The organism is Faecalicatena contorta, from assembly GCF_021531895.1.
Classification (GTDB): domain Bacteria; phylum Bacillota; class Clostridia; order Lachnospirales; family Lachnospiraceae; genus JAFBIX01.
The window spans coordinates 23,998-40,088 of sequence record NZ_JAFBIX010000003.1 but is presented as its reverse complement, the minus strand read 5'-3'; the positions used below and the strand labels follow the sequence as shown (position 1 = coordinate 40,088).

General features: G+C 41.2%; 13 protein-coding genes. 8 read left to right on the top strand and 5 right to left on the bottom strand.

The window, feature by feature from the left end:
• Window positions 1-103 precede the first annotated feature (103 nt).
• Genes uvrC through JQM81_RS01450 form a run of 3 tightly spaced genes read left to right on the top strand, consistent with a single transcriptional unit; the run spans window position 104 to window position 3,857 of the window.
• Window positions 104-1,963, top strand: coding sequence for an excinuclease ABC subunit UvrC (gene uvrC, locus JQM81_RS01460; RefSeq protein WP_235231728.1), 1,860 nt, complete (start codon window positions 104-106; stop codon window positions 1,961-1,963).
• A gap of 21 nt (window positions 1,964-1,984) precedes the next feature.
• A complete protein-coding gene (gene hprK / locus JQM81_RS01455) occupies window positions 1,985-2,911 on the top strand; it encodes an HPr(Ser) kinase/phosphatase (protein ID WP_235231726.1) in 927 nt (308 codons plus the stop codon).
• A gap of 13 nt (window positions 2,912-2,924) precedes the next feature.
• Complete coding sequence (locus tag JQM81_RS01450) at window positions 2,925-3,857, top strand: ROK family glucokinase (RefSeq protein WP_235231725.1); 933 nt, start codon at window positions 2,925-2,927, stop codon at window positions 3,855-3,857.
• 89 nt (window positions 3,858-3,946) lie between these two features.
• Here JQM81_RS01450 and JQM81_RS01445 read toward each other — a convergent pair whose 3' ends face one another.
• Complete coding sequence (locus tag JQM81_RS01445) at window positions 3,947-6,466, bottom strand: transglycosylase domain-containing protein (RefSeq protein ID WP_235231724.1); 2,520 nt, start codon at window positions 6,464-6,466, stop codon at window positions 3,947-3,949.
• Window positions 6,467-6,619: 153 nt separating this feature from the next.
• On the opposite strand from JQM81_RS01445, the gene JQM81_RS01440 reads away from it, so the two are divergent.
• Entirely contained in the window at window positions 6,620-7,285 is a 666-nt protein-coding gene (locus tag JQM81_RS01440) for a YigZ family protein (protein WP_235231723.1), read from the top strand.
• Window positions 7,286-7,495: 210 nt separating this feature from the next.
• On the opposite strand, the gene hpf is transcribed toward JQM81_RS01440, so the two are convergent.
• The 4 genes from hpf to typA form a co-directional block, all read right to left on the bottom strand.
• Complete coding sequence (gene hpf, locus JQM81_RS01435) at window positions 7,496-8,032, bottom strand: ribosome hibernation-promoting factor, HPF/YfiA family (protein WP_235231721.1); 537 nt, start codon at window positions 8,030-8,032, stop codon at window positions 7,496-7,498.
• A gap of 101 nt (window positions 8,033-8,133) precedes the next feature.
• Entirely contained in the window at window positions 8,134-8,745 is a 612-nt protein-coding gene (locus tag JQM81_RS01430; protein WP_235231719.1) for a transporter, read from the bottom strand.
• Window positions 8,730-9,635 (bottom strand): phosphatase PAP2 family protein, encoded by a 906-nt coding sequence (locus JQM81_RS01425; RefSeq protein WP_235231717.1) that lies wholly within the window; start codon window positions 9,633-9,635, stop codon window positions 8,730-8,732. Before JQM81_RS01425 ends, JQM81_RS01430 begins: the two co-directional genes overlap by 16 nt.
• Entirely contained in the window at window positions 9,635-11,458 is a 1,824-nt protein-coding gene (gene typA, locus JQM81_RS01420; RefSeq protein WP_235231716.1) for a translational GTPase TypA, read from the bottom strand. The genes JQM81_RS01425 and typA overlap by 1 nt, the downstream gene beginning before the upstream one ends.
• Before the next feature lie 197 nt (window positions 11,459-11,655).
• Here typA and JQM81_RS01415 point away from each other — a divergent pair, with 197 nt between their 5' ends.
• The 4 genes from JQM81_RS01415 (at window position 11,656) to JQM81_RS01400 (ending at window position 16,080) form a co-directional block, all read left to right on the top strand.
• Window positions 11,656-12,285, top strand: coding sequence for a single-stranded DNA-binding protein (locus tag JQM81_RS01415; protein WP_235231715.1), 630 nt, complete (start codon window positions 11,656-11,658; stop codon window positions 12,283-12,285).
• Window positions 12,286-12,369: 84 nt separating this feature from the next.
• Window positions 12,370-13,260, top strand: coding sequence for a 4-hydroxy-tetrahydrodipicolinate synthase (gene dapA, locus JQM81_RS01410; RefSeq protein ID WP_235231713.1), 891 nt, complete (start codon window positions 12,370-12,372; stop codon window positions 13,258-13,260).
• A gap of 16 nt (window positions 13,261-13,276) precedes the next feature.
• Window positions 13,277-14,035, top strand: a complete 759-nt coding sequence (gene dapB, locus JQM81_RS01405; RefSeq protein WP_235231712.1) for a 4-hydroxy-tetrahydrodipicolinate reductase — start codon at window positions 13,277-13,279, stop codon at window positions 14,033-14,035.
• Between the two features lie 92 nt (window positions 14,036-14,127).
• Complete coding sequence (locus JQM81_RS01400) at window positions 14,128-16,080, top strand: fructose-1,6-bisphosphatase (RefSeq protein ID WP_235231711.1); 1,953 nt, start codon at window positions 14,128-14,130, stop codon at window positions 16,078-16,080.
• Window positions 16,081-16,091 lie beyond the last annotated feature (11 nt).

The window sequence follows — 16,091 nt, the reverse complement described above, 5'->3', positions numbered from 1 at the left end:
AAGACGCGTACAGATAAAAGTTCTTTGTGATCAATTCTCAGACTTGATTGCAAAGAACTTTTTCTTATGTAATAATGAAGTGGAAGAAATAGGGGGAGAGCCTATGTTTGATATTCAGGAAGAATTAAAAAAGCTGCCTGGGAAACCAGGCGTTTATATTATGCATGATGAGAAAGATGACATCATATACGTTGGAAAAGCAATCAGTCTCAAGAATCGTGTGAGGCAGTATTTTCAGAGCAGCCGGAACAAGGGCGCCAAGATTGAGCAGATGGTGACCCATATCACTCGATTTGAATATATTGTGACGGATTCTGAACTGGAAGCATTAGTACTGGAATGCAATCTGATTAAGGAGCATCGACCAAAATATAATACAATGTTGATGGATGACAAAACATATCCATTTATTAAAGTAACCGTAGACGAGCCTTATCCCAGGGTGATGATGGCAAGACGCATGGTGAAGGATAAGGCAAAATATTTTGGACCTTACACCAGTGCCGGTGCTGTGAAGGATACAATTGAACTGATTCGTAAGCTTTATCACATACGAAGTTGTAACCGGAAGTTGCCTAAGGATATCGGGAAAGAACGTCCTTGCTTAAATTATCATATCCATCAGTGTAAGGCACCCTGTCAGGGTTATATATCACAGGAAGAGTATCGTAAATCTATCCATGAAGTGATTCATTTTCTGAATGGAAATTATGACGTAATCTTAAAAGAGCTGGAAGAAAAGATGCAGGCGGCATCAGAAGCGTTAGAATTTGAGAAGGCGATTGAATATCGTGAATTACTCTCTAGCGTGCAGAAGATTGCTCAAAAACAGAAGATTACAGATACAGCAGGAGATGACAGAGATATTCTGGCGGTGGCAGTAGAAGAAGAGGATGCAGTTGTACAGGTATTTTTCATCCGGGGAGGACGCTTGATCGGAAGAGATCATTTTTATTTAAAAATAGCGAAAGGAGAGACTGAAAAAGAGATTCTGTCCAGCTTTGTGAAGCAGTTTTATGCCGGGACACCATATATTCCGTCGGAACTGATGCTTCCAGAGGAGATTGAGGACGCAGAAGTTATTGAGGAGTGGCTTGCAAAGAAAAGAGGACATAAAGTTCATCTGAGAGTTCCGAAAAAAGGAACGAAAGAAAAACTGGTAGAGCTGGCCAGAAAAAATGCGGCTCTTGTTCTGAGCACAGATAAAGAACGGTTGAAACGGGAAGAAGGACGAACCATCGGCGCTGTAAAAGAATTGGAAAATCTTCTTGGGTTAAAAGGAGTAGTACGGATGGAAGCATATGATATTTCCAACACCAGTGGTTTTGCATCTGTTGGCTCTATGGTTGTCTATGAAAAAGGAAAGCCGAAACGTAATGACTACCGTAAATTTAAGATCAAAGGCGTGCAGGGAGCGGATGACTACGCCAGTATGGAAGAAGTTCTGATCAGAAGATTTGAACATGGAATGCGAGAAAAAGAAGAAGGAAAAGATATGGGTGGATTTACATCTTTTCCTGATCTGATTCTTATGGATGGCGGAAAAGGGCAGGTAAATGTGGCGTTAAAAGTGTTGGATAAACTTCATCTGAATATTCCAGTCTGTGGAATGGTCAAGGATGACAATCACCGTACAAGAGGACTGTATTATCAAAATAAAGAAATTGCTATAGATAAGAATTCTGAGAGCTTCAAATTAATTACCAGAATTCAAGATGAGGCACACAGGTTCGCCATTACTTTCCATCGTAAATTGAGAAGTCAGGGACAGGTACATTCGATTTTGGATGACATTAAGGGAGTAGGGCCGGCTCGTAGAAAGGACTTGATGAAACATTTCGAGAGTATTGATGCAATAAGAAATGCTACAATAGAACAACTGAAAGAACTCCCTTCTATGAATGAAAAATCAGCACAGGATGTCTATAACTTTTTTCACGAATATGATATAATAAAAAAATAATAATGCGTGGAGGAGAATAATATGGCTAGTAAAGTAGAATTAAAAAAGGTCGTAGAGAAGATGGACCTTAAGAATCTTACGCCAGACGTTGATGTTGAACATATTGCGATCGAGGTTCCGGATATTAATCGACCGGCTCTGCAACTTACAGGATATTTTGAACATTTTGACTCAGACCGTGTTCAATTGATTGGATATGTAGAGTATACTTTTTTGGAGAAGATGGAAGAGGAAAAACGCAAAGAGATTTATGAACAGTTTTTGTCTTATCAGCTTCCATGCGTCATCTTTTCGAGAAATCTGCAGCCTGAACCCATGTTTTTAGAGATGGCGAATCAATCACAGGTTCCGGTATTCGTAACAGAAAAGAAGACTTCTGAGTTTACTGCAGAGATTATTCGTTGGCTGAATGTGGAATTGGCTCCATGTATTTCCATTCACGGAGTGTTGGTAGATGTATATGGCGTTGGTGTCCTGATTATGGGAGAAAGTGGCATTGGCAAGAGTGAAGCAGCGCTTGAGTTGATTAAGCGTGGGCATCGTCTGGTCAGTGATGATGTGGTAGAGCTTCGCAAAGTCAGCGATGTGACTTTGGTCGGGTCAGCACCGGATATTACAAGACATTTTATTGAATTGCGTGGTATCGGTATTGTAGATGTTAAGACTTTATTTGGTGTACAGAGTGTAAGAGAGACTAAGAATATCGATCTTGTTATTACACTGGAGGATTGGAATAAAGAGAAACAATATGATCGTCTTGGCCTTGAGGAAGAGTACACAGAATTCCTTGGCAATAAGGTTTTATGTCATCAGATTCCAATTCGTCCGGGACGTAATCTTGCTATCATTGTTGAGACGGCCGCAATCAATCACAGACAGAAGAAGATGGGTTATAATGCGGCTCAGGAATTATATAAACGTGTACAAGAGAATTTAATAAAAAAATAGGAGGATATGGGAGATGAAATATTGTTTTGGAGTTGATATAGGGGGTACAACTGTAAAAATTGGACTTTTTAAAACAGATGGAGAACTCGTGGATAAATGGGAGATTAAGACTCGTACAGAGAATAAAGGAGAAGCAATTCTTCCGGACATAGCAGAATCTCTCAAGAAAAAGATGGAAGAAAAAGGAATTGAGGCTTCACAGATGAGTGGTATCGGAATAGGAGTACCGGCACCAGTGGATGATAATGGTGTTGTGCAGAATACAGCGAATCTCGGATGGGGCTATAAAGAAGTGAACCGTGAGATGGAAGAGTTGACCGGTCTTAAGGTTGCAGCAGGAAACGATGCGAACGTAGCTGCTCTTGGTGAGATGTGGCTGGGAGCTGGAAAAGGTCAGAAGAATATGATCATGGTTACACTGGGAACCGGTGTCGGCGGCGGAGTCATCGTCAATGGTCATCCGCTGGTAGGTGCTCATGGTGCAGGCGGAGAGATTGGTCATCTTTGTGTGAATTATGAGGAGACTGAACATTGTGGATGTGGAAAAACAGGTTGTCTGGAACAATATGCATCTGCTACAGGAATTGCAAGACTTGCGAAAAAACGTCTGGCAGCTGATGATGCAGCATCTTCTCTTAGAGATAAGAAAGAGATCAGCGCAAAGACAGTGTTCAATGCTCTGAAGGATGGAGATAAGGTTGCTGAAGAAATCGTAGAAGAGTTTGGCGTATACCTTGGACATGCAATGGCTAATCTTGCAGCAGTAGTAGATCCATCTGTAATCGTTATCGGTGGAGGTGTTTCTAAGGCTGGTGAGATTCTTCTTGACTATGTAGAGAAAAACTTCCAGGAAAAAGCATTCTTTGCTAATAAGAATACGGAGTTCGTTCTTGCGACACTCGGAAATGATGCAGGAATCTGTGGGGCAGCAAAGTTAATTTTGTAAGGGCAGTAGATAAAATTATATTATGATATGAATTAAAACAGCAGAATCAAGGTTTTGATTCTGCTGTTTTATAATTTAAGAATTATTGCCTATTGGATAGGAGCTTCACCACCGCCACCAGCGTCTCCGCCGCCACCACCTGGATCGGTCGGAGTTGTTGGGGGTTCAGTGCCGCCACCGCCTGGATCAGTCGGAGTTGTCGGAGTCGTTCCAGGATCGGTTTCGGTATTGTCGTCCTCTTCTTCGGTCTCTTCTTCTGGCTCTTCCTTCACATGGCCTGGACAGCTTTCCGTTGGCAGTGTATCCGTTGCAAAGTACTCCGTGATACCAGGACAATTTCCAGATACTGCTAATAGACCGGAGATAGAACATATGGTTTTCTGTTGAACGGAAGCAGGCATTGTGAATTCTTTAGTCTCTAGATTTGCATGAACTCTGCTCATAATGCTTTTCCAGATTCGGAAACGGAAATTCGTATCATAACTACATTCCTTATTATCGTCATAACCACCCCATACAGCGCAAGTATAATATGGGGTAAATCCACAGAACCATAAGTCCTTGTTAGAGGTTGTAGTACCTGTTTTTCCTGCAACTGGCATGTTTGGTAACTGGCAGGCAGTACCGGTACCGGAATTAACTACATCCTGCATAGCACTGGTCAAAAGTGCGGCGGTACTGTCTTTGATTACTGTACGAGTTTCGCCGGTTCCTTCCAGCAGTACGTTACCATCGTGATCAAGAATCTTAGTATATAAAGTAGGTGTATGATAGACACCGCCATTGGCAATTGTAGCATATGCGGCACACATTTCATAATTGTAGACACCTTCTGTAAGACCGCCAAGTGCAAGTGTCTGTGTAATGTCGCTGTAGATATCGCCATTGATTTCCTTGCTCTTTACCAGAGTAGAAATACCGAATTTTTCACAATATTCAAATCCAAGTTCCTGTGTGATCTCATCACTAAGCTTAACTGCGCATACGTTGATAGACCATGTAATAGCCTTGCGGATCGTTGTGTCTCCACCGTAACGCCCATTGGCATTTCTAAGCACCTGGCCGCCTTTTAAAGTATAAGGCTCATCTTTGATAACGGTAGCTAACGTCTTGCCGCAAGAATCTAAAGCAGGAGCATAAGCAGCAAGTATCTTAAAACAAGAACCAGGCTGACGTTTGGAACCTTTGTAAGCACGATTCAAGCCCAGGCTGGTTGATTTCTCACCGCGGCCTCCGACCATAGCTTTAATCTGTCCGGTAGACTGATCAATAATAGTAACAGAAGCCTGAGGCTGAGGAGAAATATTAACGACTTCATCGTAAGTATCGCCTTCCTGAGCAATGGTTGACTTCCATTCTTCAATCATAGCACGTGCTTCTTCTTCACTGGAATAGAGAAGTCCCTGTTCTTTTCCGTACGTATTCTTCACATATTGTTTGATATGACCGGAACTGTAGTTTTCCACACTTCCATCAGCTCTGGTAACAGTAAGTGCATAATCCAGTCCATATTCTTTTAGTCCGGGATAGTTTGCATCATTATTCATTTCCTCATCACAGATCTGTTGGATTTCTCTGTTCTGAGTAGAGTAGATGCTGAGACCTCCGCTGTATACAGCGTTGTAAGCCTGTGTTTCTGTATATCCAAGCTGTGTTTTTAAATCGTCAATCACTTGTTCTGTCAGGGCGTCTACAAAATAGCTATATGGATTTTCGTCCTGAGCAGCGCTATTTACCGTCTGGATTCGGGAATAGACATCATCTGCTTTAGCCTCGTCATAAGCAGCCTGATCTATATATCCTTGCTCCAACATGTTCTTCAGTACTTTATCTCTACGCTTAGAATTATCCTCTGGGTTTGTAATTGGGTTGTAGCCAGTAGGATTCTGAGTGATACCGGCAATTACGGCACATTCCGATAAGGTCAATTCATTGACGTCTTTATTAAAATAGCGCTTTGCAGCAGCCTGTACGCCCAGACAGTTCTGACCAAGGTTAATGGTATTCAGGTAACTCTCCATAATGGTGTCCTTGTCCATCTGCTTTTCGATCTGTAATGCCAGATACTGTTCCTGGATCTTACGCTGCAGCTTGTCATAGAATGTCTGCTCGTCCATGAAATTAGTAAATACATTATTTTTTATCAGCTGCTGTGTAATGGTACTTGCACCCTGGGAAAAATCACCGGAAGTAATTCCAATTACTGCAGCACGGGCAATACCTTGAAGGTCAATACCATTGTGCTCATAAAAACGTTCATCTTCGATTGCAACAAAGGCATGCTGCAGATCGACAGGTATTTCATCAATAGATTTGTATACACGGTTTGAACCGGAAGATACGAAACGTTCGATCTCTGTTGTACCATCATCCGCATACACGAAGGTAGTGAATCCTTTCGGTTTTACATCTTCGGGGGAGACTTTGGGGGTATCATCAATGATCTTTTTGACAAATACGCCAACTCCAATGACCCCGACGACCGATACGACTACCAGGCAGAGAAGAAATGCTTTAAAAAGCCGTACGCCTATTCTTTTCCCCTGCATGGTAGATTTGGACGTTATCTTTTTTTGCTTTTGCGAAGCTTTTTTCTTACCATAATTCATGCATTTAGGCCTCCTTCATACCCCGTTATTATACCAAATAACCAATCGTTAATAAAGAAAAAAATGAAAAGTTCATATTTCAGTAGGAAAATCTTAAGAAATTAGGTATAGTAATAGATAAGGATTATGTATTAGGTGTGAAAGGAAGACGATATGTTATCAGAATATAAGGCGGTATATCAAGGCGGAGAGGGAGAAATCGTGGAGAAAAAATCACGGTTTATTGCGACGGTAATTCCGGCCGGGTCAGAAGAAGAAGTATTGGCATTTATTGAATCAGTCAGAAAAAAATACTGGGATGCCAGACATCATTGCTTTGCTTATGTGATCGGAGAACGCAATGAACTTCAGCGGTGCAGTGATGACGGAGAGCCCAGCGGTACGGCGGGGAAACCCATGTTGGAGGTTCTGCTTGGAGAGGAGATTCATAATGTCGCCGTGGTAGTAACGAGGTATTTTGGAGGGACATTACTGGGAACCGGAGGGCTGGTCCGTGCATATTCAGCTGCAACTAAACAAGGCTTAGCCTCATCTGTGATTATAACCAAAATTTTGGGAGTTAAACTTTGTATTTCAACAGATTATACTGGATTAGGGAAAATTCAGTACATTTTAGGACAGAGAGGGCTTCAGATTCTGGGTTCGGTATATACAGATAAAGTGGAATTAGAAGCGTTGATTCCAGAAGATGAGCTTGCAGCAGTGAAGGCGGAGATTACAGAAGGAACTAATGGACAGGCCATGATGCAAGAGGGAGAGTTTTGTTATTTTGCCAATATAGATGGGAATGTGCAAGTTTTGGAAATCCTGGAAAAATGAGGAGAACGCAATAAACCGAGATGCCACTGCGTTGCATCTCAGTCATGGCTGTCGCCATGAAAAGAGAGCAAAGTGAGGAGAACGCAATAAACCGAGATGCCACTGCGTTGCATCTCAGTCATGGCTGTCGCCATGAAAAAATACAAAAAAAGGTACCAGAACATAAATGCTCTGGTACCTTTTTCTGTATTTTGTTTATTGCTTGTAGCTTTATGAAAATTCTGGTTCGATTAAGCCGTAGGTTCCATTTTTTCTTTTGTAAACTACGTTGACTTCATCTGTCTCTGCGTTGCAGAATACGTAGAAGTCATGTCCGAGAAGTTCCATCTGTACACATGCATCTTCAGGATACATTGGTTTGAATCCAAACTTTTTCGTACGGACGATCTTAATCTCGTTTTCATCCTCTGCAGTGTCTTCTGCGTCAATAAATTCCTGTTTGAAATTGCCGCCTTCCTGATGTCTTGCAATCAATTTGTTTTTATATTTGCGAAGCTGGCGTTCGATGACCTCCTCTACCAGATCAATAGAAACATACATATCATTGCTTTCCTGCTCAGAACGGATAATGTCACCCTTTACAGGGATGGTTACCTCGATTTTCTGACGCTCTTTCTGGATGCTCAATGTTACGTGAATCTCCGTGTCAGAAGTAAAATACCTCTCTAGTTTACCTAATTTGCTTTCAACGGATTCTCTTAAACCAGGTGTTACATCGATGTTTTTCCCAATAATGATAAACTTCATGCTGTCCAACTCCTTTTCGACATAATTTCAGAAGATTAGTCTGACAATTTACGACAAGACAAGTAATCTATCTGATATATGTAGTATAACACGTTTGAAGACTAATGTATAGCACGTATTACTTCAATTCTTGAAATTTTTCCATCATGTACTTTGGCAATACGAAGACCGACATTTGCAAAATAGACACATGCGCCGACATGACATCCTGTCTCGGTCTCCTCTAGCTTCTGCATGGTCACATCAAGCAAGGTCTCATGTTCCTTATAAGGGATGTGGATATTTAAGAGCTTATTAATAGATGATACTTTTGTGCTTGCCCGAAAAATGGTGGCCTCAGATATATCAAATTCACAGAAAAGGAACTTTCGTGTGGCAAACAATACTGCAATTGCACATACACCAATCAGGCTTCCCCAGATGGAAGAGTGATCAATGATAATCTGGCGGGCAATTGCGAAAAGCAATACTTCAAATACAGTGTTGGGAGTATGATAGTACATCATTCGAATCAACTCAACACCGATGATAAGGTTGAAGCAGGTTTCAAGAAGATCGTCATAGTTCGGCCAGATACTGAGATCAGGAATATTACCTAAGGAAGCAGCCATACGGATACATAAAAGAACGATTCCGATGGCCAGCATAATGGAAATAAAGAATTCCAGGATTTCAGTTATTCGTTTCAAAAAATTAGCTATATATTGCTGCATACATTTCTCCTTAATATTTTACTGAATATAAATGGATAGATAACAAGTACCCATAAAACCAGTATAAAATATTCTGCCATTTTTGCCAAGATGGAACTTCCAAAGATCGTGGAAAAGCCCTCTTTAATCAAAAGTGCAATGATCAGTCCAATGATTAGCTTCAGAATCTGTGTGACGATATTTCCGGTATGTGTATCGAAATTCATTTTTGTCCGTTCAATGTACCAGCCAATGGCGAATCCAAGGCCTGCACCGGCGGCTTTACAGCAGTCTGTGGCGTATTTTGTCTCAATTGTTCCATTGCTTTTCAGGACAAGAGCATAGGCAGCCACGGTAAATGACAAAAGTGCCAGAATGCTGGCAATCTGTTTCAGATAACGTGAATCATCCAGTAAAAATGTCTGAAATTTCCAGATAACAAGAGATACCAGAATAGAAATCAGCATAGATACCAATACATCTTTTGGAGTGTGGCATCCCAGATACATTCTGGAAAAACCGATAGACAAAAAGGCAAGGATGCAGAGAATTTTGCACCAAATATTTTGAGCCTTTAAAGCCAGTGGAAAAAACAGACAGGTGGCTCCTTGTGTGTGACCGCTTGGAAAAGAATATCCGGTCGCGCCTGGGACGGCGCTCTTTACAGCTGTAAAATCTGGATCCAGAATCCAGGGCCTTGGGATACGGAAAGTGATTTTCAGGGATTGAACACACAAGCCGGCAGTAAAGTACGTAAATCCCAGGAGATAAGCAAAGCGCTTATCCGCGCACCAGTAAAGTACGCAGATAACCGCTATGATAATCAGTTCCTGGCCAAAATAAGTGATTAGTTGCATCAATTTATCTAAGAAAGGAGTGCGAATTCCTTCCAACAGCCATAAAAATGTCATTATTTATTTCCTCGTTTTCTCATCTTAGGATCTAAGATCTTTTTGCGGATTCTAAGGGTTTTTGGAGTTACTTCCAGTAATTCATCGGTATCAATAAAGTCAAGTGCTTCTTCCAGACTAAGGATTTTTGGTGGTGTCAGGCGAAGTGCTTCGTCTGCACTGGAAGAACGAGTGTTGGTAAGATGTTTGGTCTTACATACATTGACTTCGATATCATCGGTCTTTGCATTTTCTCCGATAACCATACCGGAATATACTTTTTCTCCAGGTCCGATAAAGAGGACACCACGCTCCTGAGCACTGAATAATCCATAAGTGACAGATTCTCCGGTCTCATAAGCAATCAGAGAACCTTGTTTACGATACTGAATATCACCTTTATATGGAGCATATCCATCAAAAGCCGTATTCATAATACCATTTCCTTTGGTATCTGTTAAAAATTCACCGCGGTAACCAATCAATCCACGGGCTGGAATTCGGAATTCCAGACGGGTATAACCGCCATTGGAGGCTCCCATATTCTGCAATTCACCTTTTCTTTGACTGAGTTTATCGATAACAGTACCGGTGAATTCATCTGGGACATCAATGTAAGCTGCCTCCATAGGTTCTAGTAATTTACCGTTCTCATCTTTTTTATACAGAACCTCAGCCTTGCTGACTGCAAATTCGTATCCTTCACGGCGCATATTTTCGATTAATACAGACAGATGCAGCTCGCCACGTCCAGATACTTTAAAACTGTCGGTGTTGTCCATTTCTTCAACTCGAAGGCTGACATCTGTGTTTAATTCTCGGAACAGACGGTCACGTAAGTGGCGGGAAGTCACATATTTTCCTTCCAGACCTGCAAATGGACTGTCATTTACAATAAATTGCATTGCGATTGTAGGTTCTGAAATCTTCTGAAAAGGAATTGCTTTTGGATTTTCAGGAGAACAGATCGTATCTCCGATAGAAATGTCGGAGATTCCAGAAATAGCAACAATAGATCCAATCGTAGCTTCCTTTACCTCTACTTTATTCAGACCGTCAAATTCATATAGTTTGCTGATACGGACTTTTTCCTGACGTTCTGGATCATGTTCATTTACAACAATGGCATCCATACCAACTCTGATCGTACCGTTATCTACTTTTCCGACGCCGATACGACCTACATATTCGTTATAATCAATGGTGCTGATCAGTACTTGTGTGTCTGCATCAGGATCTCCTTCCGGTGCAGGAATGTAACTTAAAATGGTCTCGAAGAGAGGCTTCATGTCACGCTCTTCATCGGTCAGATCCAATACAGCAACGCCTGCTTTAGCAGATGCATAGACGAAAGGACAGTCAAGTTGTTCATCAGAAGCATCAAGATCCATGAATAATTCTAAGACCTCGTCAATAACTTCATCAGGTCTTGCTTCTGGACGGTCAATCTTGTTGATACAAACGATTACTGGCAGATCTAATTCCAGAGCCTTGCGCAGTACGAATTTGGTCTGCGGCATGGCACCTTCAAAAGCATCAACTACCAGAACGACACCATTTACCATTTTTAAGACACGTTCTACTTCGCCGCCGAAGTCGGCATGCCCAGGGGTGTCAATGATGTTGATTTTTGTATTTTTATAATATACGGCAGTGTTCTTGGAAAGAATCGTAATTCCACGTTCTCTTTCGATATCGTTAGAGTCCATGACGCGCTCTTCTACTTCCTGGTTTTCTCGGAATACACCGCTTTGTTTTAAAAGTTCATCTACTAATGTTGTTTTACCATGGTCGACATGGGCGATAATGGCTATATTACGTACATCTTCACGTTTTGTATTCATACCAATCTTCCTTTTCTCTACCTATTAATATATGCAACTTCATTAGTTTATCACATTTCGAAAAATTTACAAGTATTTTAGTTCTAAAATAGTAACTCCCTTCATAGACTATGTAATGACCCTGCAAAACTATGGGAATTTTCGCAGGATGCTTGACAACTCAAAATACGATTCAGAGGAAGGGAGATTGTAAAATTATGTCAGATAAGATTATTGAAAACAACCAGGTAACGATTATGGGAGAGATTGCATCACCTTTTACATTCAGCCATGAGGTGTACGGAGAGGGCTTTTATATGGTGGATGTTAATGTAAAACGTCTCAGTAATTCGGAAGACCGGATTCCGCTTATGATCTCAGAACGCCTGATTGATGTGACGCAGGATTATACGGGAGAATTCATTATGGTAAGTGGACAGTTCCGCTCTTATAACAGACATGATGAACAAAAGAACCGTCTGGTTCTGTCGGTGTTTGTAAGAGAAGCAGAATTTATTGATGAGGAACTGGATGGAGCAAAGACGAATAATATTTTTCTGGATGGCTATATCTGTAAATTGCCAGTGTATCGAAAGACACCACTTGGAAGAGAGATTGCAGACCTGTTGCTGGCTGTCAACCGGCCATATGGCAAATCAGATTACATACCATGCATTTGTTGGGGAAGAAATGCAAGATTTGCTTCGGCTTTTGAAGTTGGTGAGCATGTTCAGATTATTGGACGGATTCAGAGTAGGGAATATATTAAGAAACTGACGGAGACAGAGACTGAGAAAAGAACGGCATATGAAGTATCTGTCAGCAAGCTGGAATGTCTGGAAGATTAAGAATCCGGCAGAGACTTTCATTGACATCATATTTGATTGATGATAGAATTTCAATAGATTATTATGAAAGTCAGGAGGATTACTATGTCTATTTTTACAGGTGCCGGCGTGGCAATCGTCACACCATTTAATGAAGATGAAAGTATTAATTATGATAAACTGGATGAATTAATTGATTATCACTGTGCAAATGGAACAGACAGCATTGTTATCTGCGGAACGACCGGAGAGTCTGCTACTATGACAGAAGAGGAACATGCAGAGTGCGTCAGATTCACGATTGAAAGAGCAAAAGGAAGAATTCCGGTGATTGCGGGAACAGGTTCTAACTGCACAAGAACAGCAATTGAATTGTCTAAGGATGCGGCAGAACATGGAGCAGATGGTCTTTTGCTTGTAACACCTTATTACAATAAGGCAACTCAGGCAGGATTGATTGCTCACTATACGGCTGTGGCAAAAGAGGTAAAAACTCCGATTATCATGTATAGTGTTGCCAGCAGAACTGGTTGTAATATTGAACCGGCAACAGTGGCAGAACTCGTAAAAAATGTTGATAATATCGTAGGAGTAAAAGAAGCTTCCGGTAATATATCACAGGTGGCAAAGATCATGTCTCTGACAGATGGCAACATTGATCTGTATTCTGGAAATGATGACCAGATTGTACCGTTACTTTCTCTTGGGGCAAAAGGTGTCATTTCTGTTCTCTCTAATGTTGCGCCACAGGAGACACATGATATCTGTGCAAAGTTCTTTGAAGGGGATGTGGCAGGAAGCGCAGCACTTCAGTTAAAGGCAATTCCGTTGATTGAACAGTTATTCTGTGAAGTTAATCCGATCCCGGTTAAAAAAGCAATGGCATTGATGGGCAAGGATTGCGGACCGCTTCGTATGCCGTTGACAGAACTGACTCCAGAGCATGAGAAGGCTTTGGCACAGGCGATGAAGGATTTTGGAATTCGATTGGCATAAGGCAGGAGGACAGAAGATGATACGCGCAATTATGCATGGATGCAATGGCAGAATGGGGCAGGTGATCACAGGCCTTGTCAAAGCAGATGAAGCAATAGAATTTGTGGCAGGAGTTGATACATATACCGGTCTTGCTAATGATTATCCGGTATTTGACAGCATTGAAAAATGTGATGTAAAAGCAGATGTTATCATTGATTTTTCCAATGCAGCAGCTGCAGATGGACTTCTTGATTATTGTGTGAAGAAGCAGATACCGGTGGTTTTATGTACAACCGGACTGTCTGAGGAGCAGCTGGCAAAAGTAGAAGAAGCGTCTAAAAAGGTTGCAGTTTTGAAGTCGGCAAATATGTCGTTGGGGATCAATCTGCTTATGAAACTTTTAAAAGATGCAACGAAAGTACTGGCACCGGCAGGATTTGATATTGAACTGGTGGAAAAGCATCATAACCAGAAACTGGATGCACCGAGTGGAACCGCACTTGCACTGGCTGATTCTATTAATGAATCAATGAATAATGAATATACTTATGTGTATGACAGAAGTCAGGTGCGCAAGAAACGTGATCAGAAAGAGATTGGGATCTCGGCTGTTCGTGGCGGAACAATTGTCGGGGATCATGAAGTGATCTACGCAGGGGCTGATGAAGTTATCGAATTCAAGCATACTGCTTATTCAAAAGCTGTGTTTGGAAAAGGTGCAGTTGAAGCAGCCAAATTCCTTGCTGGAAAACCAGCTGGAAGATACGATATGTCCGATGTAATTCAGTTCTAGAGGAACTGTATTATAAATTTACTGGGAACGGATAACCCACATGGAGAGGTTTTGATTTCCTAGCGAGCGAAGCGAGCAAAATGGAGGATTTTATGAAAGAGTTAGAGGTACGTTATTTAGAAAGACTTTCTCAACTTTATCCAACCATCGCTAAAGCGTCGACAGAGATTATTAACTTACAGGCGATTCTGAATTTGCCGAAAGGCACAGAGCATTTTCTTACGGATATTCATGGGGAATATGAGGCATTTTCTCATGTATTGAAGAATGGCTCTGGTTCCGTCCGCCGTAAAATCGACGATGTATTCGGGAATACTATGAGTAGTAAGGATAAACAGACCCTTGCTACTCTTATTTATTATCCGAAAGAAAAGATGGATCGGATTAAGAAGGAAGAAGAGAACATGGAAGACTGGTATAAGATTACTCTGTATCGGTTGATTGAGATCTGCAAATGTGCGGCAAGTAAATATACACGGTCAAAAGTCAGAAAAGCATTGCCGGCAGATTTTGCTTATGTAATTGAAGAATTGATTACGGAAAAGGCGGATATCAGCGATAAGGAATCTTATTACAATGCAATCGTAAGTACGATTATCAGAATAGGAAGAGCAGAAGAATTTATTATTGCTTTGAGCGAACTGATTCAGCGGTTAACGGTGGATCATCTGCATATTGTTGGGGATATTTTCGACAGAGGTCCAGGACCACATATTATCATGGATAAATTAATGGAGTATCACTCTATTGATATTCAATGGGGAAATCATGATGTATTGTGGATGGGAGCTGCAGCAGGACAGAGAGGCTGTATTGCCAATGTGATCCGTATCTGTGCGAGATATGGAAATCTGGACATTTTGGAAGATGCATATGGAATCAATCTGCTTCCGCTTGCAACCTTTGCACTGAATGTATATAAGGATGATCCGTGTGAATGTTTTCAGCTGAAGGCTGATTCCGGACATACACCAGGCGAGAAACTGATGAATATCAAGATGCATAAGGCAATTTCAATCATTCAGTTCAAAGTGGAAGGACAGATTATCAAGAAGAATCCGGGATTTAAGATGGAAAAGAGAAATCTTTTGCATCATATTGATTATGAAGCTGGAACGATTGAATTGGATGGTAAGACATATGAACTTCTGGACAAGAATTTCCCGACGATTGATCCGAAGAAACCTTATGCGCTGACGAAAGAAGAAGAAGATATTATGGAAAGACTGGAGCGGGCTTTCCTGAATTGTGAAAAGTTACAGCGCCATATGAGGTTCCTGTTGAATAAAGGTGGATTATATAAAGTATATAATAACAATCTTCTGTATCATGGATGTGTTCCTCTGAATGAAGATGGCAGCTTGAAAAATGTTCGTATCTATGGGCATTCCTATAAAGGAAAAGGCTTGTATGAGGTTCTGGAAAGCTATGTCCGCAAAGGATTCTATGCGTTGGATGGCAAAGAAAAGGAACGTGGTAAGGATATGATGTGGTATATCTGGCTGAGTGAAAATTCTCCGTTATTCGGCAAGGATAAGATGGCAACCTTTGAACGATATTTCCTTGCGGAAAAAGAGACACATAAAGAGAAGAAGAATCCATATTATTGTCTGTTAGAGAATGAAAAAGTTGTGGATAGGATCATGGATGAATTCGGACTCCAGAATGAATGCAGACATATTATTAACGGACATGTGCCGGTGAAGACGAAGAATGGAGAGAGTCCGATCAAATGTGGCGGTAAAGTGCTGGTCATTGACGGAGGATTTTCCAGAGCATACCAAAAAGAAACCGGAATTGCCGGATATACACTGATCTATAATTCTTATGGTCTGATTCTTGCGGCCCATGAGCCGTTCGAGTCAACCGAGGCGGCAATTGAAAAGGAAAGTGATATTCATTCAGACAGTATTGTCGTAAAAAGAGTATTGGAACGGAAACTGGTAGGGGATACAGATATCGGAAAAGATCTGAAGGAACAGATTGAAGATCTGGAGTGTCTGTTGGAAGCTTATCGAAGTGGTAAAATTGCAGAACGTTTATAATGTAAAAATAT

Coding starts and splice junctions, on each gene's coding strand:
- uvrC (WP_235231728.1), top strand. CDS start 104: ATGTTTGATATTCAGGAAGAATTAAAAAAGCTGCCTGGGAAACCAGGC.
- hprK (WP_235231726.1), top strand. CDS start 1,985: ATGGCTAGTAAAGTAGAATTAAAAAAGGTCGTAGAGAAGATGGACCTT.
- JQM81_RS01450 (WP_235231725.1), top strand. CDS start 2,925: ATGAAATATTGTTTTGGAGTTGATATAGGGGGTACAACTGTAAAAATT.
- JQM81_RS01445 (WP_235231724.1), bottom strand. CDS start 6,466: ATGAATTATGGTAAGAAAAAAGCTTCGCAAAAGCAAAAAAAGATAACG.
- JQM81_RS01440 (WP_235231723.1), top strand. CDS start 6,620: ATGTTATCAGAATATAAGGCGGTATATCAAGGCGGAGAGGGAGAAATC.
- hpf (WP_235231721.1), bottom strand. CDS start 8,032: ATGAAGTTTATCATTATTGGGAAAAACATCGATGTAACACCTGGTTTA.
- JQM81_RS01430 (WP_235231719.1), bottom strand. CDS start 8,745: ATGCAGCAATATATAGCTAATTTTTTGAAACGAATAACTGAAATCCTG.
- JQM81_RS01425 (WP_235231717.1), bottom strand. CDS start 9,635: ATGACATTTTTATGGCTGTTGGAAGGAATTCGCACTCCTTTCTTAGAT.
- typA (WP_235231716.1), bottom strand. CDS start 11,458: ATGAATACAAAACGTGAAGATGTACGTAATATAGCCATTATCGCCCAT.
- JQM81_RS01415 (WP_235231715.1), top strand. CDS start 11,656: ATGTCAGATAAGATTATTGAAAACAACCAGGTAACGATTATGGGAGAG.
- dapA (WP_235231713.1), top strand. CDS start 12,370: ATGTCTATTTTTACAGGTGCCGGCGTGGCAATCGTCACACCATTTAAT.
- dapB (WP_235231712.1), top strand. CDS start 13,277: ATGATACGCGCAATTATGCATGGATGCAATGGCAGAATGGGGCAGGTG.
- JQM81_RS01400 (WP_235231711.1), top strand. CDS start 14,128: ATGAAAGAGTTAGAGGTACGTTATTTAGAAAGACTTTCTCAACTTTAT.